The sequence below is a fragment of the Streptomyces albofaciens JCM 4342 genome, assembly GCF_008634025.1.
GTDB lineage: Bacteria > Actinomycetota > Actinomycetes > Streptomycetales > Streptomycetaceae > Streptomyces > Streptomyces albofaciens.
The window spans coordinates 1,726,550-1,747,089 of sequence record NZ_PDCM01000001.1; the positions used below are offsets into that span (position 1 = coordinate 1,726,550).

Consider the following 20,540-nt stretch of genomic DNA (forward strand, 5'->3'; position numbering starts at 1 on the left):
CGGGGCACCCCGCGCGGTCCTCAGAAGCCGTGCGGCAGCCACGGCTTGATGTGCCAGCCGAAGGCCACCGACGCCTCGCGCAGCGCGCCGGGCCGCAGCTCCCGCACCCGGCCCGCCGCCGCCAGCGCACTCAGCGAGAACCCGCCCAGATACGCGGAGCCCAGTTCCCGTACGGACAGGGCCAGGTCGGCAGGGTCCCCGGTCCGCTCGCACGAAGCGCCCCGCCCGTCGCCGGCCAGCCGCCACCGGCCCTCGTTCCAGGGGCAGAAGGCGTCGGCCACCTCCAGGACCACGTCCACCGGCGCCGCGTACGCCCGCGCCGCGAGCGCCTCGCCGACCTCCACCAGCCGTACGAACAGCGACTCGCGCACCTTGACCTGGCAGCGCCGGATGTCGTCGACGAGGTGCAGCAGCGGATCGTCGGCCGGCCGGTTGCGCACCCGCACCCGGGACGTCAGGTCGATGCCGAACAGATAGCGCCACAGCGCCGCGTAGACGACCGGGTCCAGCGCCTCGACGTCGCGCACCGTCACCGTGCCGTCCGGGCCGCCCGCGTCCCAGCCCGCCGTGACCGCGTAGCGCGCGTACCCGCGCACCTCGCCGTCCACCTCGGCCAGCACACACAGCACCGGACCGGCCCCGTCCCGGTCGGCCTCCGGGTCGAGCAGCGGCAGCCGCTCCCAGCCGGGCTGCCGGGCGAGCATCCCGGGACGGCCGGCGACCAGCTGTTCGTAGACCTTCTCGCAGTCCGTCAGCGCGGCTTCCGGGTCGGCCAGCCGCAGCCGTACGGCGTCGGCGCCGGGCGGCGCGGCCACGGACAGCCGCAGCGTGTCGAGCGTCATGGCCACCGCCTCGGTCGCGGTGCCGTACCCGAAGCGCCCGTAGATGGCCGGTTCGGAGGCGGTCAGCACGGCCAGCGGCTCGCGCCGGGCCCGTACGTCCGCGAGCTGGCGGCGCATCATCTCGCGCAGGAGGCCGCGCCGCCGGTGCGTCGGCTGCACGCTGACCATCGTCACGCCGGCCGCCGGGACGACGGCGCCGCCGGGCAGCGACAGCCGGAAGGTGAACGCCCCCGCCGTGCCGACGACGTCGCCCCCGTCCCGGACGGTCAGGCTGCGCTCGGGCTCCCCGAGCCCCCGCCACAGGGCGCGCTCCTCCGGGGCCTCCGGAGTGCCGCCGAACACCCGCTCCAGCGATGCGTACCAGTCGTCCCAGTCGTCCGGACGCAGCTGCCGTAACTCTGTCGTCATGGGCCATGCGTAGCAGGACGCCTTACGGCCGCGCGACCGTTTTTCGAACGCCGTTTCCGGGCGATTGCGCCAGGCGGCGCGCCGCGAATCGACGCGCCGCCGAACGGGTGGATAAGGTCCCAGAACAATGGCGAGCAGCACGGGAGCGGAGTCCCTGACGGCCCGGTGGCGCAAGGCGTTCCACCGGGCCCGCATCAGCGTGCGCAAAGCCGGGGTCGACTACTTCCGCGGCGACGGCTCGGACTGGATCGCCCTGGCCGCCCTCCTGATCGCCATCCCCGCCATCGCCTGCGGCACCATCTGGCGGCCCGACTGGATCTCGCCGACCGCGCTGGTCCTGCCGGTCATCGCGGGCGGGCTGCTGCTGCGCCCGGCCAACCTGCTCGCCCTGTACGGCACGTCCGCCGCCGCCCTGATCGTCGAGGCGTCGCTGCTCGGCCCGTACGACCAGGGCCGCGACCGGATCACCCCGGGCACCGTCCTGGTGGTCGCCGCGGTCGGCCTGTCCGGGCTGCTGATCGCCCAGTTCCGCAGCCGGGTCGGCGTGCCGTGGCGGCGCGGCGGGACGATGCTCTTCGACCTGCGCGAACGCATCCGCGTCCAGAGCAAGCTGCCCAAGCTGCCGGCCGGCTGGCACCACGAGATGGCGCTGCGGCCGGCCGGCGGGCAGTCCTTCTCCGGCGACTTCGTCGTCGCCTCCCGCACCCACGGCGGCAACATCCTCGAAGTCGTGCTGACCGACGTGTCCGGCAAGGGCATGGACGCGGCCTCCCGCGCGCTGCTGCTGTCCGGCGCCTTCGGCGGCCTGCTCGGCTCGCTGCCGCCGCACGGCTTCCTGCCCGCCGCCAACGGCTACCTGCTGCGCCAGGACTGGGACGAGGGCTTCGCCACCTCCATCCACCTGGTGCTGGACCTGGAGTCCGGCGACTACGAGCTGCTGTCCGCCGGGCACCTGCCCGCCCTCCAGCTCAGCGCGGGCACCGGCCGCTGGGAGGAGAAGGCGGCGGAGGGGCCGCTGCTCGGGGTGTACGACGGGGCGCAGTTCGACCCCGTCAAAGGGACGCTGCGCCCCGGCGATGTGCTGATGCTCTTCACGGACGGCCTGGTCGAGGCCGCCGACCGGGACATCGCCGAGGGCATCGACCGGCTGACCGGCGAGGCCGACCGCTATGTGGCCTGCGGCTTCGCGGGCGCCGCCTGGCATCTGATCGAGGCGGTGGCCAAGGACGTGAACGACGACCGGGCGCTGCTGCTGATCTGCCGCGACTGAGGGCCGAGGGCGAGCCTCACGGCGCGGCCGGGCCGTGCCCGGGCCGCCAACCCGGTGAACACGCTGCGCCGGGGGAGGGAAAAGCCCCGTCGCCCCGGCCCCGCCGCGCTTCATGGGAACCCGACGCCTCGAACGATCCATGGAGGACGCATGGCCGGCACCCTCACCTTCCGCTACGTCACGTACCTCGCGAGCACACCGGAAAAGGTCTGGCACGCCCTGACCGACCCCGAGCTGTCGGCCGCGTACTGGGGGCACGGCAACGTCTCCGACTGGCGGCCCGGCTCGCGCTGGGAGCACCGGCGCACCGACGGCTCGGGCATCGCCGACGTCGAGGGCGTGGTCCTGGAGAGCGCGCCGCCCACGCGGCTGGTGACCACGTGGGCGGAGCCGGGCGGGCCGACGGGCCGGGGCGAGCCGGGCGTCTCCGCCGTGACGTTCGGCGTCGAGCCGTACGAGGAGATCGTCCGGCTGACCCTGACGCACGAGGACCTGGCCGACGAGGCCGCGCGGGAGGCGGCGGCCGGGGGCTGGTCCGCGGTGCTCGCCAACCTCAAGACGCTTCTGGAGACCGGCCGCCCGCTGCCGCGGGAGCCGTGGGCGATGCCGTGAGCGTCCGGTCCCCGCCGCCCGGCAGGAGCCGGGCCAGCCACGCCGACCGGCCGGCCGCCAGCGGTCCCAGTACGGCCAGGATCAGGACGTACCCGGCGATGAACGGCGCCAGCCGCTCGTCCAGCCCGGCGCCCGCCGCCATCGTCGCCAGGATCAGCGCGAACTCGCCGCGGGCGAGCAGCGCGGTGGCGATGTTCGCGGCCGGGCGCGGCCCGAAGCCGTAGATCCGGGCCGCGACCAGCCCCGCGACCACGTTCATGACCAGCGTCAGCGCCACCGCGATCAGCACCGGCCACACCACCGACGGCAGGTCGCCGGGGTCGATGGACAGGCCGAAGGCGAAGAAGAAGATCGCTCCGAAGGCGTCCCGCAGCGGGTGCACCAGCTCCATGATCCGCTTGCCGGAGCCGGTGCTGCCGAGCATCAGGCCGACCATGAACGCGCCGATGGCGTCCGCCACGCCGAACCACTCCGAGACGCCCGCCACGAAGACGGCGGCCCCGAGGAAGGAGATGACCAGCAGCTCGTTGTCCTTGGTGGCGATCAGCTTGCCGATCACCGTCGTGCCCCAGCGGGCGACCACGGCCAGGAGCAGCAGGAAGCCGAACGCCTTGCCCGCGTCGAGCACGGCCGAGGCCATCGAGTCGGCGCCGGAGATCACCGGCTGGAGGGCGGCCAGGTACAGCGCGAGGAAGATGTCCTCGACCACGATGATGCCGAGGATCGGCTTGGTCTCGGGGTTGCCGAGGCGGCCGGTGTCCATCAGGACCTTGGTGACGATCGCCGACGAGGAGATGCCGAGCACCCCGGCCAGGACCAGCGCCTCGGAGGTGCCCCAGCCGACCAGGAAGCCGAAGACGAGGCCGGCGCCGACGTTCAGCGCCAGGTAGGCGGCCCCGGCGACGGCCATTTTCCGGCCGCCCTCCTTGAGGTCGTCCATATGGAATTCGAGGCCGAGGTAGAAGAGCAGCAGCACCAGACCCAGCAGGGAGAGCATTTCCAGCTCGTGCGGGTCGTCGACCAGGGCGATGCCGGGGGTGTGCGGGCCGAGCAGTATTCCGGCCAGGATGAACAGGGGGATCGTGGGGAGCCCGATGCGGCTGCCCAGGCGGGCGAGGACGGCGGCGGCCAGGAAGGCCCCGCCCATCGCGAGGAGGGTTTCTGCGTGTCCGATGGCTCCTCCAGGGGTTCGGCCGGACGATGTTCGGTCAAGGGGGAGTCAAGAAAGCGTTAGTAGTTAGTTTACCAAACGACTTTTCCGGCTGGAACGTCCGCTTCCGCCTCCCGCTTCGCCGGACTGCCGCCCACCGCTCCACCGACCCGCCTCCGGGACCTTCCCGGCCCTCCCGTCGAGAGCCCTGCCTGGGGTTTTCCCCACCCCGAAGCCACCGGCAGCCGTCATGGCCCAGGTTCACCCCGGCTCCGTACGGTCGAGGGATGGACCGAATGCGGGAGACGGGGGGCGACGCGATGGGCCCGAAGGGCGAGGCACGCCGGCACCGGCCGGGGCCGGACGGCGGCGCCTGCGCCGTGGAGCTGCGCGGGGTCCGGCGGCAGTACGGCCGCGGCGCGGGCGCCGTGCACGCGCTGCGCGGCATCGACCTCGCCCTGCCGCACGGCAGCTTCACCGCCGTGATGGGGCCCTCCGGCTCCGGCAAGTCCACGTTCCTCCAGTGCGCCGCGGGCCTGGACCGGCCGACCGGCGGCACGGTCCGCGTCGGCGGCACGGACATCACCCGCATGCGGGAGGGCCGGCTCACGGCCCTGCGCCGCGAACGCCTCGGCTTCGTCTTCCAGGCGTTCAACCTGCTGCCGTCGCTGACCGTCGAGCAGAACGTCGCCCTGCCGATGCGGCTCGCCGGACAGCGCGCCGACCGGCGGCGGACGGCCGAGGCGCTGGCCCGGGTGGGCCTCGCGGAGCACGCCGGGCGGCGCCCCGGTCAGCTCTCCGGCGGCCAGCAGCAGCGCGTCGCCGTCGCCCGCGCCCTGGTCACCGGCCCCGACGTGGTCTTCGCCGACGAACCGACCGGCGCGCTCGACGCCGCCACCGCCGCCGAGGTCCTCGCCCTGCTGCGGCACGCCGTCGACGCGCTCGGCACCACCGTCGTCATGGTCACCCACGACCCGGTGGCCGCCTCCTGGGCCGACCGGGTCCTCTTCCTCGCCGACGGCACGCTCACCGGCAGCCTAGAACGGCCCTCGGCCGAAGAGGTGGCGGCCCGGATGGCGGCCCTCGCCCGGCACGCCCGGCGGGCGGCGGCCTGAGCGGTGCGGCCGGCTCTCGGTGCCCGGCCGGTTCCCTTCGGAACGCCACGCCATCCTGGGCTCCGCCGCCGCAGCGGCGCGAAGTGCTCCGGCCGCAGGCGCGGCCCCAGCACGAAGAACGGCAGGAACTGGAGCAGCCGTTGCATGTCCAGGCCGTCGCCGATCTCCGGGGACACCGAGGCCGGTGGGCGACGGCCGGCGCGAGCGGAACCGGTCACCGTACGGTCCACCACAGCCGAGTGGTCAGCCGCCACACGAACAGCGCCGCCAGGAACCAGGTGAGGTACCAGGGGCCCAGGAGGCTGACCGGCATTTCCGGGTCGGGGGCCGCCCGGCGCGCGAAGAGGGTGTGGGCGGTCTCGAAGACGGCATACGGCGCCACGACGCCGGTGACCAGCCGCCGCAGCCGGTCCGCCCGCAGATCGAAACCGCGCGAGAAATATCCGGAGATGACGATGAATGCCGGCATGCGAAAGGCGTAGACCGTCATGTAGAGCGCATCGGCGGCGCGGCTCTGCCCGGTCAGCGGCTCCCGGGAATGGCCCATGACGGCCAGCACGATCGCCAGGTACTTCGCATTGCCGAAGAAGGCGTCCCGGCCGCTTCCGCCGCCGGTCCGTATGGTCTCCGCCGCGGGCGCCGGGTCCCGGTCCGGAGCCCGTGCGGTCGGCGGGGGCACACGTCGTGAGGCCGGTGCGGCGGAAAGCATCTGCCGCACCCTGGTGGAGGCCGGTGAATGCGTAAATCCCTCGCCGTCGAATGTGTATTGCGGGCGGTGTGGCGGGGAATTCCCGTTCGGGTGGCGTTCGGGATGGTGCCGGGGAAGTGCTTCCGGCTGTTTTGCGGAGTGCCGGTGAACAACTGGTTCCGCATATCACGTCCGGCCGTCGAAGGGCCTATGTCTTACGGTCAAACCGGGGGGTGATGTCCACTTCGCTACCGGTATGTCGGTGCGGTGAGATGGCTGTTGGTCGTGTCCACGTCAGATGAATTCACGTACGCACAAAGGAGGGGCCGGGAAGCGTGCGGACCTTCACCCGAACCCTGCGAAAGGATCCGGCCGTTGGCCGGAACGCGGCCGGTGACGTCAATTCCCGTACGGCCGACCGCCGTCCGGCCACGGGCCGGCGCCCGGCCGTCCCGTGGCCGGGCAAAGCCTTGGCCGATGATTCGCCACCCGCCTCCACTGGGCAAGGACTTGGTGGCACGATGGTGCCGAGCGGGGGTGTGCGCGGCTGCATGCTTCCGGGGCCGGCCAGGCGTTCCGACCGAGGGTGTGATCAGTTGTGGCTCTTTCGCTGTCCGTCGTGCTGTTGTTGGGCATCATCATGGTCGTGTTGATACGCGGTAAATCGCTCAAGGCGGGTCCGGCGGTCGTCGCCATCCTCTTCGGCTTCTTCCTCGCCTCCACGGGCATCGCGCCGTCCATCAACCGGTTCCTGAACTCGGTGGCCGAGACGATCAACAACATCAGCTTCTAGCGCATCCGGGCCCCTACCGCGCCCGCAGGGGCCCGGCCGGCACGTCAGCGGTCGTCGCGTCCGCTCCGCGCGACCGCCTCCCGTACGGCCTCCTCGCTGCGCCCCACCAGCGCCGTGCCGTCGTCCGCCGTGATGATCGGCCGCTGGATCAGCCGCGGATGGCCGGCCAGCGCCTCGACCCACCGCTCGCGCTCGGCGTCCGTACGCTCCCAGTCGCCGATCCCCAGCTCCTTCGCCTCGGCCTCCTGTGTACGCGTGATGTCCCACGGCTCCAGCCCGAGCCGGTCCAGCACCTGACGCAACTCGGCGGCGGTCGGCGGCTGTTCGAGGTAGCGCCGCACCGTGTACCGCACCCCTTCCCCGTCGAGCAGATCGACGGCGGAACGGCATTTGGAACACGCGGGATTGAGCCAGATCTCCATGGGGGCAGCCTAGTACTCCAGCAGGACTTCGCTGTCTGACCTGTGGGTTTGGCTGGGCGGCTGGAGTGTAGCGGGCCGGAACATGGTCAGGGACGGTCATACGAAGGCCGCCCCTCGAACGTGTGATCCCGCCGTCGGTAATGACAGCGACGAGGGCAAGGTTTCCTCGTGATGACAGAGCGGGCTGCCGCGCAGTGGGACCTGGAACTCGATGACCTTCTCATCACCATCGGCCATCGTTTCGGCCGGGTGGAGCTTCGCCGCCGCATGCGTGACTACGTTCGCGGGCTGCTTGCCCCGGTCGCCCGGAAGAACAGCTGGCAGCTGGCCGAGCAGGCAGGCCACGCCACTCCCGACGGTCTGCAGCACTTGCTGGCCGGCGCGAAGTGGCAGCCTGACGACATCCGTGATGACCTGCAGCAATACGTCGCCGACCAGCTCGGCGAGGATGAAGGCGTCCTCATCGTCGACGACACCGGCTTCCTCAAGAAGGGCAGCACCTCCGCCGGGGTTCAACGCCAATATTCCGGCACCGCCGGCCGTACAGAGAATTGTCAGATCGGTGTCTTCGCCGCCTATGCCTCTCGCCGCGGACGGGCCCTGGTAGACCGGGAGTTGTATATCCCCAAGTCCTGGGCCGAGGACGAAACACGCTGCCGCGCGGCCAAGATCCCCGAGGCCCAGGCGTTCGCCACCAAGGGGCAACTGGCGCGGCGCATGGTGCTGCGGGCCCTGGCCTCAGCACTGCCTGTCACCTGGGTCACCGCGGATTCCGCCTACGGACAGGAAGACCGCTTGCGCCGGCTGCTGGAACAGTCCGGCGTCGGCTACGTGCTCGCCGTGCCCAAGTCCCAGTCCACCGTGGGCTGCCCCCGCATCGACCACCTGTTCGCGCAGGCCCCGGCCGAGGCATGGCAGACGCTTTCCTGCGGCGACGGCGCGAAGGGACCGCGCATCTACCACTGGGCGGCCGTGCGGCTGCCGGCCGTTGCCGAGTTCGACTACCAGGGCGACGTCCCGTTCCGGATGCGGTGGGCGCTGGCCCGCCGCAGCATGTCCCGCCCAGATGAGATCGCCTATTACCTCGCCTACGGCCCCCTGGAGGCCACCGTCCGGGAACTGGTGCGGATCGCCGGGTCGCGGTGGGCCATCGAGGAGTGTTTCCAGGCGGCGAAGAACGAGTGCGGGCTGGACCAGTACGAAGTCCGCCGTTACGTGGGCTGGTATCGGCACATCACCCTGGCCATGCTCGCCCACGCCTTCCTGGCCGTCACCGCCCACCAAGCGAGCGAAAAGGGGGCGCCACCGGTGAGAGAGTCGGGGCCACCGCGCTCACCGTGGCGGAGGTTCGGCGACTCCTGGCAGCTTGTCGTCCCCGGCCCCCGCACCTACACGGACACCGAGGCAGACACCACGCGGTGAACTGGTCGAACTGGCGCCGTCGGCGCCAGGCAGTCGCTCGTCGCTGTCATTACCGACGGCGGGATCACACGTTCGAGGGGCGGCCTTCGTATGACCGTCCCTGACCATGTTCCGGCCCGCTACACTCCAGCCGCCCAGCCAAACCCACAGGTCAGACAGCGAAGTCCTGCTGGAGTACTAGCCAGGCGCTCGGGGGGAACGGCCGGTCCTGCTCGGCGGATGACAAGAAATTGCGGGCGGGTTCTCGGGCGGGGCCACGGAGGGCCGTAGGTCTGGTACCGCTCGCGCGGCGCCAGGGCCGCTTTGGGGGAGAAAGCCGGGAAAAGATCCGGGCCAGATCGAGGAAACACCCTCTGACCTGGCCCTGAACCCTATGGAGCGGGCGACGGGAATCGAACCCGCGTAGCCAGTTTGGAAGACTGGGGCTCTACCATTGAGCTACGCCCGCGTGCGCCGCCGGTCGGGTGACCGTGGCACGCGATGCATCGTAGCGGGTCATCCGGGTCCGCCGCACACTCCGCCCCGTTCCACCCGCCGCGCGCCGGTGCGCGGCCCCGTGCCCGGGGCCGGCGCCCGTGGATATCGGGCAGCCGTGCCGTCCGCGGCCATGTACCCTACGTGTCGCACCGACGGGGTGTGGCGCAGCTTGGTAGCGCGTCCGCTTTGGGAGCGGAAGGTCGTCGGTTCGAATCCGGCCACCCCGACCAGCAGGTTCTCCTCGTTCAGCCGTACGGCGTCCCGGCCCGTTCTCCCGGCCGGCCGTACGGCGCGGTGGCGCCGCCGCGCCCCGGTCACCCGGCCGTCCCGGCCACCGGCCACCCGGCCGCCGACCGGCCCGCCCGTAAGCGGACCGTCAAGATCACATTGCGGCCGCCAACCCGCTTGCGGTTACTATGCAAGCTGCGTGCCCGTGTGTCTTTCTCCCGGGCGCGATCCGCAGGGCGCCTGGACCCCGGGCGCCGGCAGATCTCAAGCAGAACCCCAGAAGTCAGCCCCAAGGAGACCGAACCGTGAAGAGCGCCGTGGAGACCCTGAACCCGACCCGGGTTCGGCTCACTGTCGAGGTGCCCTTCGAGGAGCTCAAGCCCAGCCTCGACGCGGCGTACAAGAAGATCAACCAGCAGGTCACGGTGAAGGGCTTCCGCCAGGGCAAGGTCCCGGCCCGCGTCATCGACCAGCGGTTCGGTCGCGGCGCCGTGCTGGAGGAGGCCGTCAACGACGCGCTCCCGAAGTTCTACACCGAAGCGGTCAACGAGGGTGAGCTGAACGTCCTCGGCCAGCCCGAGGTCGACATCACCGAGCTGAAGGACGGCGAGCTGCTGGCCTTCACCGCCGAGGTCGACATCCGCCCGGCCCTGGAGATCCCGGACTACTCCGGCATCGAGGTCGAGGTCGACGCCGTCGAGGTGTCGGACGAGGACATCGACAAGTCCGTCGAGCAGCTGCGCGAGCGCTTCGCGTCCACCACGCCGGTGGAGCGCGCCGCCGAGGACGGCGACGTGCTCACCGTCGACCTGGAGGCCAAGGTCGACGGCGAGGTCCTGGAGGACGGCGTCGCCCAGGGCGTCAGCTACACCGTCGGCTCCGGCGAGCTGCTCGACGGCATCGACGACGCCGTCAAGGGCCTGAAGGCCGGCGAGTCCGGCACCTTCACCTCCGAGCTGAAGGGCGGCTCGGCGGCCGGCAAGGAGGCCGAGGTCAAGGTCGACGTCACCGCCGTCGCGGCCCGTGAGCTGCCGGCGCTGGACGACGACTTCGCCCAGCTGGCGAGCGAGTTCGACACGCTGGAGGAGCTGCGCGCCGACAGCGCCAAGCGCCTCGCCCAGATGAAGAAGTACGACCAGGCCACCCAGGCGCAGGAGAAGGTCCTCGACGAGCTGCTGAAGCTGGTCGAGGTCCCGATGCCGGAGAAGCTGCTCGCGGACGAGATCGAGACCCGCAAGCACAACCTGGTCAACCACCAGCTCGCCCAGATGGGCCTCGACCTCGCGAAGTACCTGGAGATCCAGGGCAAGACCGAGGAGGAGTTCGACGCCGAGACCAAGGAGCAGGCGGAGAAGGGCATCAAGACCCAGTTCATCCTCGACGAGCTGGTCAACAAGGAGAAGCTGAACGTCAGCCAGGAGGAGCTCACCGAGCACCTCATGCGCCGCGCGCAGTCCTCCGGCATGTCCCCCGACCAGTTCGCCCAGGCCGTCGTCGAGGGCGGCCAGGTGCCGATGCTCGTCGGCGAGGTCGCCCGCGGCAAGGCCCTCGCGGTCGTCGTCGAGGCCGCCACGGTCAAGGACACCAACGGTGAGGTCGTCGACCTCGACGACGAGGACGAGACGGCGGAGACCGTCGAGGCCTCCGAGGCCGAGGGCACCGACGCCGAGCAGGCGGAGAAGGCCGAGAAGACCGAGGGCTGAGCCCCGGCCGCCCCGGTGGCACGGGCGGCCCCGGCCGCCCGCCAGCGCCAGTCGTATGTACGGGCCCGAACACGCCACGCCCGCGTGTTCGGGCCCGTACGTCATCGGGGCCCCGGAACGGCCTCCGGACGCCGGTGAGCCTGCGCTCACAGCGAACAGTTGACAATGCGGGATGGCGCCCGCCGACCAGCGCGTTAGGGTCCGTAGATACGAGGGCAGGGGAGTACCCGAAACCGCGCCGGCGGACCACGCCGCGCCCTCCCCACGCCCCCAGAAGACGACGCTGAGACGGCCTCGGGCCGTCCGACAACGAGCAGGTGGACACGTGACGATCCCGATGCCTTCCGCCGCCGCTGAGCCGACCTTCGGTGGCCTCGGCGACCAGGTCTACAACCGGCTGCTCGGCGAGCGGATCATCTTCCTCGGCCAGCCGGTCGACGACGACATCGCCAACAAGATCACCGCGCAGCTGCTGCTCCTCGCCGCTGACCCGGACAAGGACATCTTCCTTTACATCAACAGCCCGGGCGGCTCGATCTCGGCCGGCATGGCGATCTACGACACCATGCAGTACATCAAGAACGACGTGGTCACCATCGCCATGGGCCTCGCCGCCTCGATGGGCCAGTTCCTGCTGAGCGCCGGCACCCCGGGCAAGCGCTTCGCGCTGCCGAACGCCGAGATCCTCATCCACCAGCCCTCCGCGGGCCTGGCGGGTTCCGCGTCGGACATCAAGATCCACGCCGAGCGGCTGCTGCACACCAAGCGGCGCATGGCCGAGCTCACCGCCCAGCACACGGGCCAGACCGTCGAGCAGATCACCCGCGACTCCGACCGGGACCGCTGGTTCGACCCGCAGGAGGCCAAGGAGTACGGCCTCATCGACGACGTCATGACCACCGCGGCGGGCGTTCCGGGCGGGGGCGGCACCGGGGCCTGAGCGCCCCGCACGACGCACCCAGCAGCCGACCCAGCCTCTTCTGACCGCCACCAGGACGGTGAACCTCCAGATGAACAACTTCCCCGGCCGTAGCCTCTACGAGCGCCCCGACGCCGCGCAGGCCGAGTTCCAGGGCATGCCCGCCGAGTCCCGCTACATCGTCCCGCGCTTCGTCGAGCGCACCTCGCAGGGCGTGCGCGAGTACGACCCGTACGCGAAGCTCTTCGAGGAGCGCGTGATCTTCCTCGGCGTGCAGATCGACGACGCCTCCGCCAACGACGTCATGGCGCAGCTGCTGTGCCTGGAGTCGATGGACCCGGACCGGGACATCTCGATCTACATCAACTCGCCCGGCGGTTCCTTCACGGCGCTGACCGCGATCTACGACACGATGCAGTTCGTCAAGCCGGACATCCAGACCGTCTGCATGGGCCAGGCGGCGTCCGCCGCGGCCGTGCTGCTCGCCGCCGGCACCCCCGGCAAGCGGATGGCGCTGCCCAACGCCCGGGTGCTGATCCACCAGCCGTACAGCGAGACCGGCCGCGGCCAGGTCTCCGACCTGGAGATCGCCGCCAACGAGATCCTGCGGATGCGCACGCAGCTGGAGGAGATGCTCGCCAAGCACTCCACCACGCCGATCGAGAAGATCCGCGACGACATCGAGCGCGACAAGATCCTGACCGCCGAGGAGTCCCTGGCGTACGGTCTGGTCGACCAGATCGTCTCGACCCGTAAGACGGCCGCCTCGGTCTGATCGCGTCCCATCGCGAAGTGAGCCGGAGACACGCCCCCTTGGACCGGGTTGACCGAGTCGGTCCAAGGGGGGCCCGTACGGGGGGCCCGGCAAGGTACCGTCGATAGGCAAGCACCCGGGTCCGCGGAGCAATGCGGATCCCAGGCGAAGGGGAAGCACCTCGTGGCACGCATCGGTGACGGCGGCGACCTGCTCAAGTGCTCGTTCTGCGGGAAGAGTCAGAAGCAGGTGAAGAAGCTCATCGCGGGTCCTGGTGTGTACATCTGCGACGAGTGCATCGACCTCTGCAACGAGATCATCGAGGAGGAGCTCGCCGAGACCTCCGAGGTCCGCTGGGAGGAACTGCCCAAGCCCCGGGAGATCTACGAGTTCCTGGAGAGCTACGTCGTGGGCCAGGAGCCGGCGAAGAAGGCGCTCTCGGTCGCCGTCTACAACCACTACAAGCGGGTCCAGGCGGGCGAGAACGGCGGCGCCCGCGGCGGCGACGACGGCATCGAGCTCGGCAAGTCCAACATCCTGCTGCTCGGCCCCACCGGCTCCGGCAAGACGCTGCTCGCGCAGACGCTCGCCCGGATGCTCAACGTCCCGTTCGCCTTCGCCGACGCCACGGCGCTGACGGAGGCCGGCTATGTCGGCGAGGACGTCGAGAACATCCTCCTCAAGCTGATCCAGGCCGCGGACTTCGACATCAAGAAGGCCGAGACCGGCATCATCTACATCGACGAGATCGACAAGGTCGCCCGCAAGAGCGAGAACCCGTCGATCACCCGTGATGTCTCGGGCGAGGGCGTCCAGCAGGCCCTGCTGAAGATCCTGGAGGGCACCACCGCCTCGGTGCCGCCGCAGGGCGGCCGCAAGCACCCCCACCAGGAATTCATCCAGATCGACACGACGAACGTGCTGTTCATCGTGGGCGGCGCGTTCGCCGGCCTGGAGAAGATCATCGAGGCCCGGTCCGGCGCCAAGGGCATCGGCTTCGGCGCCAACATCCGCTCCAAGCGCGAGGTCGAGGCCAAGGACCAGCTCCAGGACGTCATGCCGGAGGACCTGGTGAAGTTCGGGATGATCCCGGAGTTCATCGGCCGGCTGCCGGTGCTGACCTCGGTGCACAACCTCGACCGCGAGGCGCTCCTCCAGATCCTCCTGGAGCCGCGCAACGCGCTCGTCAAGCAGTACCAGCGCCTGTTCGAACTGGACGGGGTCGAGCTGGACTTCGACCGCCCGGCCCTGGAGGCCATCGCCGACCAGGCGATCCTGCGCGGCACCGGCGCGCGCGGCCTGCGCGCCATCATGGAGGAGGTCCTCCAGTCGGTGATGTACGAGGTCCCGTCCCGCAAGGACGTGGCCCGCGTCGTCATCACCGAAGAGGTCGTCCACTCGAACGTGAACCCGACCCTGGTGCCGCGCAACCGCGGCGGCGAGTCGGGCGAGCACCACGAGAAGAGCGCGTAGCACGCGCCGTCCGTTCCCCCCGCACGGACGGCGAGGGCCGCCCCGCGACCACTGGTCGCGGGGCGGCCCTTCGCTTGTCCTCGTCCGCGCCCGGCGCCTACTCCGGCTTACGGACCTCGCCGCGCACCACGGCGGTGGTGTCCGCGTACTGCGACAGGTTGACGTCCGAGGAGGAGCGCAGTGAGCCGTTCATGTAGAGCAGCACCGCGGCGGTCGAGCCGTCGGCCCAGCCGCACACCGGCGCGTAGCCGAACGTCGCGTTCCGCACCACCTCACAGTCGATCTTGACGCTGCCGCCGGCCCCGCCGGGCCGGAACGTCTCGCGCCGCTTCACGACCGTGGTGCCCCCGTCGGCCACGCCGCTGAACATGCCGTCCACCACGCTGTCCGGGTCGGAGATGGTGCCGTAGCCGCCGGAGATCATCAGACCGGTGGTCCGGCTGTCCCGGGTGCCCCGGTAGCGGGCGATCTCCTGCGTCATACCGGGCGGCGGCGAGCCCAGCTTCAGACCGTCGCGCTGGAGGGCCGCCTTGTCCTTCTCCAGGGTGTACGCGCCGTCGTCGACCGTACGGGGCGTCGTCAGCCGCATCCGCCGACCGGTGCCCTCCGCGGCCGGCGACTCCTCGGACGAGTTGTTCGCGTCCGATCCGGCCGTGGGGGCGGGGGAGTTGTTGCCGTCGGCCCGCGCCCGGCCGCCGTTGTCGCCGCTCGTGGTGAGCATGACGGCCCCGCCGATGATGGCGCCGATGAGGACGACGCCCGCGGCCACCCCGGCGATGATCTTGCCGGTGTTGCTGCCGTTGGGGCCGCCGGGCGGGCCGGGCGGCGGGAACTGCGGCGGCTGCGGGGCCGCCCCGTACCCGTACGGGCCGGGCTGCTGCGGCGGCGGTCCCGGCGGTGGCCCCTGGGGCGGACCGAAGCCCCCGCCCTGTGGCTGCGGCTGACCGCTGCTGCCGTACGGGCCCTGCGGCGGCTGCCCGCTGCTGCCGTACGGGCCGGGCGGCGGCTGGTTGAAGCTCATGTTGTGTCCCCCCTGAGGCGGTCCTTTGTACGGACGCGGTGGTTACTTCTCGCGCCGCAGCTCGGAGCGGATCTGGCTGGTCTTCTCGGCGAACTCCTTGGCCGGGAAGGCGGCGCCGGTGGACTTGGTGGGCGCCTCCAGCCCGCTGTTCACGACCACGCCCACCGCGCTGGAGTCGCCCCAGGCGCAATACGTCACCGTGGCGGTCGCGGTGAGAACGCCTTTCGACGCGGTGCTCTTGAGCGCTTTGCACTTCATGACCGAGCCGTCGAACCCGGCGGGGGAGAACTCCGTCACCGGGGTGACGGTCTCCACCTTCGCGCCTTTGGTGCCCGTGTCGTCGAGCTTCTTGTCGAACCGGGCGAACAACTTGTTCACCGCGCTCTTGGGGTCGGCGACCTTGCCGTAGACACCCGTGATGACCAGTTCCTGTTCCCGGTCGTTCTTGTAGGTCCCCTGGACGCCCCTGGCCTCCGTGATGCCCATCGCCTTGGTCTCGGCATCATTGGCCAGGTTCTCGTCCTTGTCGGCCTTGCCCGGCACCTTCTTGAACGTACCGTCGAGGACGGCGGTCGTCAGGGCGATCGTGTACGGCTTCACATCCCCGCCCGGCCCGAACGCGTAATACGCCCCCACGCCGATGCCCGCCACGGCCGCCACCGCCAGGACGCTCAGGCCGATCTTCAGGCCCTTGCCCTTGCCGCCGTTCGGGGGCGGCTGCTGGCCGTAGGGGGCCTGCTGGCCGTACGGGGGCTGCTGCGGCGGCTGGCCGTACGGCGCCTGGGGCTGCTGCGGGTAGCCGGGCTGGGGGGTCTGCTGCGGGTAGCCGTACGGCTGCTGCGGGGGAACCTGGCCGCCCTGCGGATAGCCGTGACCGGGCTGCCCGACCGGCTGCGGTACGGGCTGTCCGTACGGGCCGGGCTGCTGGGGCGGCTGGCCGTACGGGCCGGGAGGCGGCTGGTTGAAGCTCATGGAGCGGGTTCCCCTCGTGGCAACTGACGGCGCTCGATGACGCCTGTCACAGTTGATGTCTCTGCGTTTCCCACATCCTGTACGACGCCACTGTCAGCCGGTGCCCCGGGGGCCAAACCGATTCGAGACCGCGACATCCGCGCCCGTACACTGAGCGTCGTGACCGAGAACACTCAGCAGAGCCCCCGAGACGGCGGGCCGACGAACAGCAGCCCCACTGAACTGCCGACCCAGTACGCGCCGGCCGAGGTAGAGGGGCCGCTGTACGAGCGCTGGGTGGAGCGGGGCTACTTCGAGGCGGACGAGAAGAGCGACAAGCCGCCGTACACGATCGTCATCCCCCCGCCGAACGTCACGGGCTCGCTCCACCTCGGGCACGCCTTCGAGCACACCCTGATCGACGCCCTCACCCGCCGTAAGCGGATGCAGGGCCACGAGACGCTGTGGCAGCCCGGCATGGACCACGCCGGCATCGCGACCCAGAACGTCGTCGAGCGCGAGCTGGCCAAGGAAGGCGTGTCCCGCCACGACCTGGGCCGCGAGGCGTTCGTCGAGCGGGTGTGGCGCTGGAAGGCCGAGTCCGGCGGGCAGATCTCCGGGCAGATGAAGCGCCTGGGTGACGGCGTCGCCTGGTCGCGTGAGCGCTTCACGATGGACGAGGGCCTGTCCAAGGCCGTCCAGACGATCTTCAAGCGGCTCTACGACGACGAGCTGATCTACCGCGCCGAGCGCATCATCAACTGGTGCCCGCGCTGTCTGACCGCCATCTCGGACATCGAGGTGGAGTACCAGGACGACGAGGGCGAGCTGGTCTCGATCCGGTACGGGGATGCAGAAGGTGTGGAGCGAAGCGACTCCCATGGGGGCGGTGGCGGGCGACGGGCGGGCGCCTCGATCGTCGTCGCGACCACCCGCGCCGAGACGATGCTCGGTGACACCGCCGTCGCGGTCCACCCCGACGACGAGCGCTACCGCCACCTGGTCGGCACGGAGATCGAGCTGCCGCTGACCGGCCGCCGCATCCCGGTCGTCGCGGACGAGCACGTCGACCCGGAGTTCGGCACCGGCGCGGTCAAGGTCACCCCGGCCCACGACCCGAACGACTTCGAGATCGGCCGCCGGCACGACCTGCCCAACCTCGCGGTGCTGGACGAGCGCGGCGTGATCACCGCGCACGGCCCGTTCGAGGGCCTGGACCGCTTCGAGGCCCGCTCCGCGATCGTCGCCGCGCTGCGCGCCGAGGGCCGGATCGTCGCCGAGAAGCGCCCGTACACCCACTCGGTCGGCCACTGCTCGCGCTGCAAGACGACCATCGAGCCCCGGCTGTCCATGCAGTGGTGGGTCAAGGTCGGCCCGCTGGCCAAGGCCGCCGGTGACGCGGTCCGCGACGGCAAGGTGGACATCCACCCCAAGGAGATGGAGTCCCGCTACTTCGGCTGGGTCGACAACCTCCACGACTGGTGCATCTCGCGCCAGCTGTGGTGGGGCCACCGCATCCCCGTCTGGTACGGCCCGAACGGCGAGGTCGTCTGCGTCGGACCGGACGACGAGGCGCCGACAGGCGAGGGCTGGACGCAGGACACGGACGTCCTGGACACCTGGTTCTCCTCCGGCCTGTGGCCGTTCTCCACGCTCGGCTGGCCCGAGAAGACCCCGAGCGTCGAGAAGTTCTACCCGAACTCGGTCCTGGTCACCGGCTACGACATCCTCTTCTTCTGGGTCGCCCGGATGATGATGTTCGGCCTGTACGCGATGGACGGCACCCCGCCGTTCAAGACCATCGCCCTGCACGGCATGGTCCGCGACGAGCGCGGCAAGAAGATGTCGAAGTCCTTCGGCAACGCGGTCAACCCGCTGGACTGGATGGACAAGTACGGCTCGGACGCCGTCCGCTTCACCCTCGCCCGCGGCGCCAACCCCGGCACCGACGTGCCCATCGGCGAGGACTGGGTCCAGGGCTCGCGCAACTTCGCCAACAAGATCTGGAACGCCACCCGCTTCGCGCTCATGAACGGCGCCACGGTCGAGGGCGAGCTGCCCCCGGCCGAGCAGCTGTCGGCGACCGACCGGTGGATCCTGTCCCGCCTGAACACGGTCGTCGCCGAGGTGGACGCGTACTACGACGACTATCAGTTCGCCAAGCTGTCGGACACCCTCTTCCACTTCGCGTGGGACGAGGTCTTCGACTGGTACGTCGAGCTGTCCAAGACCACGTTCATGGCGGGCGGCCCGGCCGCGGACGCCTCGCGCCGCGTCCTGGGCGAGGTCCTGGACGTGACGCTGCGGCTGCTGCACCCGGTCGTGCCGTTCGTCACGGAGACCCTCTGGACGGCGCTGACCGGCGGCGAGTCCGTCGTGATCGCCGACTGGCCCGCCGACTCCGGCTTCCGCGACGCGGCCGCCGAGCGGGAGATCGAGACCGTCCAGCAGGTCGTCACCGAGGTCCGCCGCTTCCGCTCCGACCAGGGCCTCCAGCCCGGCCAGAAGGTCCCGGCCCGGCTGGACCTGGCCGGTACGCAGCTCGCCGCCCACGAGGCCGCGATGCGTTCGCTGCTGCGCCTCCAGCCCGCGGGGGAGGAGTTCACCGCCACCGCGTCGCTGCCGGTCGCGGGCGCGACCGTGGCGCTGGACCTGTCGGGCGCCATCGACGTCGAGGCCGAGCGCAAGCGGCTGTCGAAGGACCTGGCCGCCGCCGAGAAGGAGAAGGCCCAGGCCACCGCGAAGCTGGGCAACGAGGCGTTCCTGGGCAAGGCCCCGGAACACGTCGTCGCCAAGATCCGCACCCGGCTGGAGACGGCCGAGGCCGACATCGTGCGCATCAGCGCCCAGCTGGAGGCCCTGCCCACGGCGTAGCGCCCGGCGCCGGGGCGGTCCCCGGCGCGTACGTCTCCGCAGGCCCCTCGTCCGTACGGGCGAGGGGCCTGCGCCGTCCCCTGCCGCGCCGGTCGCCGCGTTCGCGGACCGGCCACAGCAGGACGTACGCCGTCGACACGGCCACGAACGCCAGCCGGATGAAGCCGCGCGCCGAGTCGTCCGGCACCGCGAAGACACTGCCGTACAGGATCAGCAGCGCCAGCCAGCTCCACCAGGGCACCAGCCACCGCTGCCCGATGACGTCCCACAGCAGCGTGCCGAGCAGGACGGACGCGGTGTAGTACGTGTAGACGCTGGGATCCAGGACGATCCGGGCGTTGGCGCCCAGCAGGACCACCGCCGCCCAGCGCCCCCGCCACACCGCCAGACAGCCCAGGGCGAGACCCAGCGCGAACTGCGCGGGCCGGTCCCAGCCCGGCGTCTCGGGGTCGGCCACGCCCAGCCAGCGCAGCGCGGACGCCGGGTGGTTGGGAATGGCGAATTTGGCCGCCGAGAACGAATTCATGTCGCCGATGAAGAACGGCAGCCAGGCCACCGCGACCAGGCCCGCCGTCCACAGCCCCGCGCGCAGCCACTTCTCCCTCGGCAGCGCCAGCAGCAGCGGTACAAAGGCCAGCGCCGTCGGTTTGGAGTCCATCGCCAGGGCCAGGAAGACGCCGGTCAGCGCGGCGTTGCCGCGGGTCACCGACCGCACGGCGAGCGCCGTGAAGAACAGCGCCAGCACATCGTCCAGGTGCCCGAAGCGGACCGAGACCTCGATCCACATGGGGATGAACGCCAGACCGGCTATCAGGACGCGCTGCCGCAGCCGCTGGTGATTGGTGCCCGTACCCAGGAAGTGCCAGGCCGCGCTGCGCCCGGCCAGCACCACGATCACCAGGCCGAGCAGCGACATCAGGGCCGCCGCCAGGAACTGGCCGGTGTGCTCGGGGAACGGGTTGAACAGGCCGGCCACCAGGAAGCTGATGGGGCCCATCTGGAGTTCGGGGTGGTGGGCGTAGAGGTTGAGGCCGCCGGTGCCGTCGCCGGAGGAGCCCTGGTAGATCAGCTCGCCGCCGGTGCGCAGGTAGTGCCAGGAGAAGCCCCCGTTCGGCTCGACCACGACGAACCACAGCACGGTCCACGCGGTGAGCAGCACCAGGTGCATCCGCTGACTGATGGCCGGCACGCGCACGCTTTTTCAGCTCCTGCCCCGCCCGGTGGGGACCGGCGGCCGTCCGCCGTCGCCCCCGGGCTACTGATCTTCTTGTCGGTAAAGGCTCACAGAGCCCGCCGGGGAAGATGACGGCAGGGGGGTGGTGCGTTGCCCGGGCCCGGCGATCAGAGGCGTGCGTCACGGCGGGACGGCGGGCGTCCGCGTTCTCATCGGTCTCTCATGGAGACGGTGGAGCATGGGC

16 protein-coding genes, 2 tRNA genes and 1 pseudogene are annotated in these 20,540 nt (G+C 71.0%); 11 read left to right on the forward strand and 8 right to left on the reverse strand.

The annotated features are described in order from the left end of the window. Positions 1-20 precede the first annotated feature (20 nt). Entirely contained in the window at positions 21-1,250 is a 1,230-nt protein-coding gene (locus CP973_RS07880; protein ID WP_150238801.1) for a GNAT family N-acetyltransferase, read from the reverse strand. A gap of 127 nt (positions 1,251-1,377) precedes the next feature. Here CP973_RS07880 and CP973_RS07885 point away from each other — a divergent pair, with 127 nt between their 5' ends. After that, positions 1,378-2,520 carry a PP2C family protein-serine/threonine phosphatase gene (locus CP973_RS07885; RefSeq protein WP_150238803.1) on the forward strand — a complete coding sequence of 381 codons (1,143 nt, stop codon included), beginning with the start codon at positions 1,378-1,380 and terminating at the stop codon, positions 2,518-2,520. 150 nt (positions 2,521-2,670) lie between these two features. Then, the gene (locus CP973_RS07890) at positions 2,671-3,132 is read left to right on the forward strand and encodes an SRPBCC family protein (RefSeq protein WP_150238806.1); all 462 of its coding nucleotides are present in this window, start codon (positions 2,671-2,673) and stop codon (positions 3,130-3,132) included. Here the strand turns inward: CP973_RS07890 and CP973_RS07895 are convergent. Further along, on the reverse strand, positions 3,074-4,279 hold the full coding sequence (locus tag CP973_RS07895; protein ID WP_150238808.1) for a cation:proton antiporter: 1,206 nt from the start codon (positions 4,277-4,279) through the stop codon (positions 3,074-3,076). The two genes, CP973_RS07890 and CP973_RS07895, sit on opposite strands and share 59 nt — an antisense overlap. Before the next feature lie 323 nt (positions 4,280-4,602). On the opposite strand from CP973_RS07895, the gene CP973_RS07900 reads away from it, so the two are divergent. Then, positions 4,603-5,397: an ABC transporter ATP-binding protein gene (locus CP973_RS07900; RefSeq protein WP_150243276.1), complete on the forward strand. Its 795-nt coding sequence runs from the start codon at positions 4,603-4,605 to the stop codon at positions 5,395-5,397. 59 nt (positions 5,398-5,456) lie between these two features. On the opposite strand, the pseudogene CP973_RS07905 reads toward CP973_RS07900, so the two are convergent. After that, a pseudogene (locus tag CP973_RS07905) lies at positions 5,457-6,106 on the reverse strand (acyltransferase family protein); the annotation flags it as partial. A gap of 577 nt (positions 6,107-6,683) precedes the next feature. Here CP973_RS07905 and CP973_RS07910 point away from each other — a divergent pair. After that, positions 6,684-6,878 carry a hypothetical protein gene (locus tag CP973_RS07910; RefSeq protein ID WP_150238810.1) on the forward strand — a complete coding sequence of 65 codons (195 nt, stop codon included), beginning with the start codon at positions 6,684-6,686 and terminating at the stop codon, positions 6,876-6,878. Positions 6,879-6,922: 44 nt separating this feature from the next. Here the strand turns inward: CP973_RS07910 and CP973_RS07915 are convergent, their stop codons facing one another. Next, complete coding sequence (locus CP973_RS07915; RefSeq protein WP_150238812.1) at positions 6,923-7,300, reverse strand: arsenate reductase family protein; 378 nt, start codon at positions 7,298-7,300, stop codon at positions 6,923-6,925. Positions 7,301-7,471: 171 nt separating this feature from the next. On the opposite strand from CP973_RS07915, the gene CP973_RS07920 reads away from it, so the two are divergent. After that, complete coding sequence (locus tag CP973_RS07920) at positions 7,472-8,722, forward strand: IS701 family transposase (RefSeq protein WP_167538286.1); 1,251 nt, start codon at positions 7,472-7,474, stop codon at positions 8,720-8,722. A gap of 374 nt (positions 8,723-9,096) precedes the next feature. Here CP973_RS07920 and CP973_RS07925 read toward each other — a convergent pair. Then, positions 9,097-9,170 (reverse strand) — tRNA-Gly (locus tag CP973_RS07925). 182 nt (positions 9,171-9,352) lie between these two features. Here CP973_RS07925 and CP973_RS07930 point away from each other — a divergent pair. From CP973_RS07930 to clpX, 5 genes are all read left to right on the forward strand, one after another. Continuing rightward, positions 9,353-9,429, forward strand: a tRNA-Pro gene (locus CP973_RS07930). A gap of 303 nt (positions 9,430-9,732) precedes the next feature. After that, positions 9,733-11,130, forward strand: coding sequence for a trigger factor (gene tig, locus CP973_RS07935; RefSeq protein WP_150238815.1), 1,398 nt, complete (start codon positions 9,733-9,735; stop codon positions 11,128-11,130). A gap of 337 nt (positions 11,131-11,467) precedes the next feature. Next, on the forward strand, positions 11,468-12,070 hold the full coding sequence (locus CP973_RS07940) for an ATP-dependent Clp protease proteolytic subunit (protein ID WP_167538428.1): 603 nt from the start codon (positions 11,468-11,470) through the stop codon (positions 12,068-12,070). Positions 12,071-12,140: 70 nt separating this feature from the next. Further along, positions 12,141-12,824, forward strand: coding sequence for an ATP-dependent Clp protease proteolytic subunit (locus CP973_RS07945; RefSeq protein WP_150238817.1), 684 nt, complete (start codon positions 12,141-12,143; stop codon positions 12,822-12,824). Positions 12,825-12,986: 162 nt separating this feature from the next. Beyond that, positions 12,987-14,276, forward strand: a complete 1,290-nt coding sequence (gene clpX / locus CP973_RS07950; RefSeq protein WP_030588820.1) for an ATP-dependent Clp protease ATP-binding subunit ClpX — start codon at positions 12,987-12,989, stop codon at positions 14,274-14,276. 97 nt (positions 14,277-14,373) lie between these two features. On the opposite strand, the gene CP973_RS07955 is transcribed toward clpX, so the two are convergent. Continuing rightward, positions 14,374-15,297 (reverse strand): hypothetical protein, encoded by a 924-nt coding sequence (locus CP973_RS07955; protein ID WP_150238819.1) that lies wholly within the window; start codon positions 15,295-15,297, stop codon positions 14,374-14,376. 42 nt (positions 15,298-15,339) lie between these two features. After that, positions 15,340-16,269: a hypothetical protein gene (locus CP973_RS07960; protein WP_150238821.1), complete on the reverse strand. Its 930-nt coding sequence runs from the start codon at positions 16,267-16,269 to the stop codon at positions 15,340-15,342. A 159-nt stretch (positions 16,270-16,428) separates the two neighbouring features. On the opposite strand from CP973_RS07960, the gene CP973_RS07965 reads away from it, so the two are divergent. Beyond that, a complete protein-coding gene (locus tag CP973_RS07965) occupies positions 16,429-19,122 on the forward strand; it encodes a valine--tRNA ligase (protein ID WP_150238823.1) in 2,694 nt (897 codons plus the stop codon). Here CP973_RS07965 and CP973_RS07970 read toward each other — a convergent pair. Then, positions 19,088-20,290: a hypothetical protein gene (locus CP973_RS07970; protein ID WP_150243280.1), complete on the reverse strand. Its 1,203-nt coding sequence runs from the start codon at positions 20,288-20,290 to the stop codon at positions 19,088-19,090. The genes CP973_RS07965 and CP973_RS07970 overlap by 35 nt on opposite strands. Positions 20,291-20,540 lie beyond the last annotated feature (250 nt).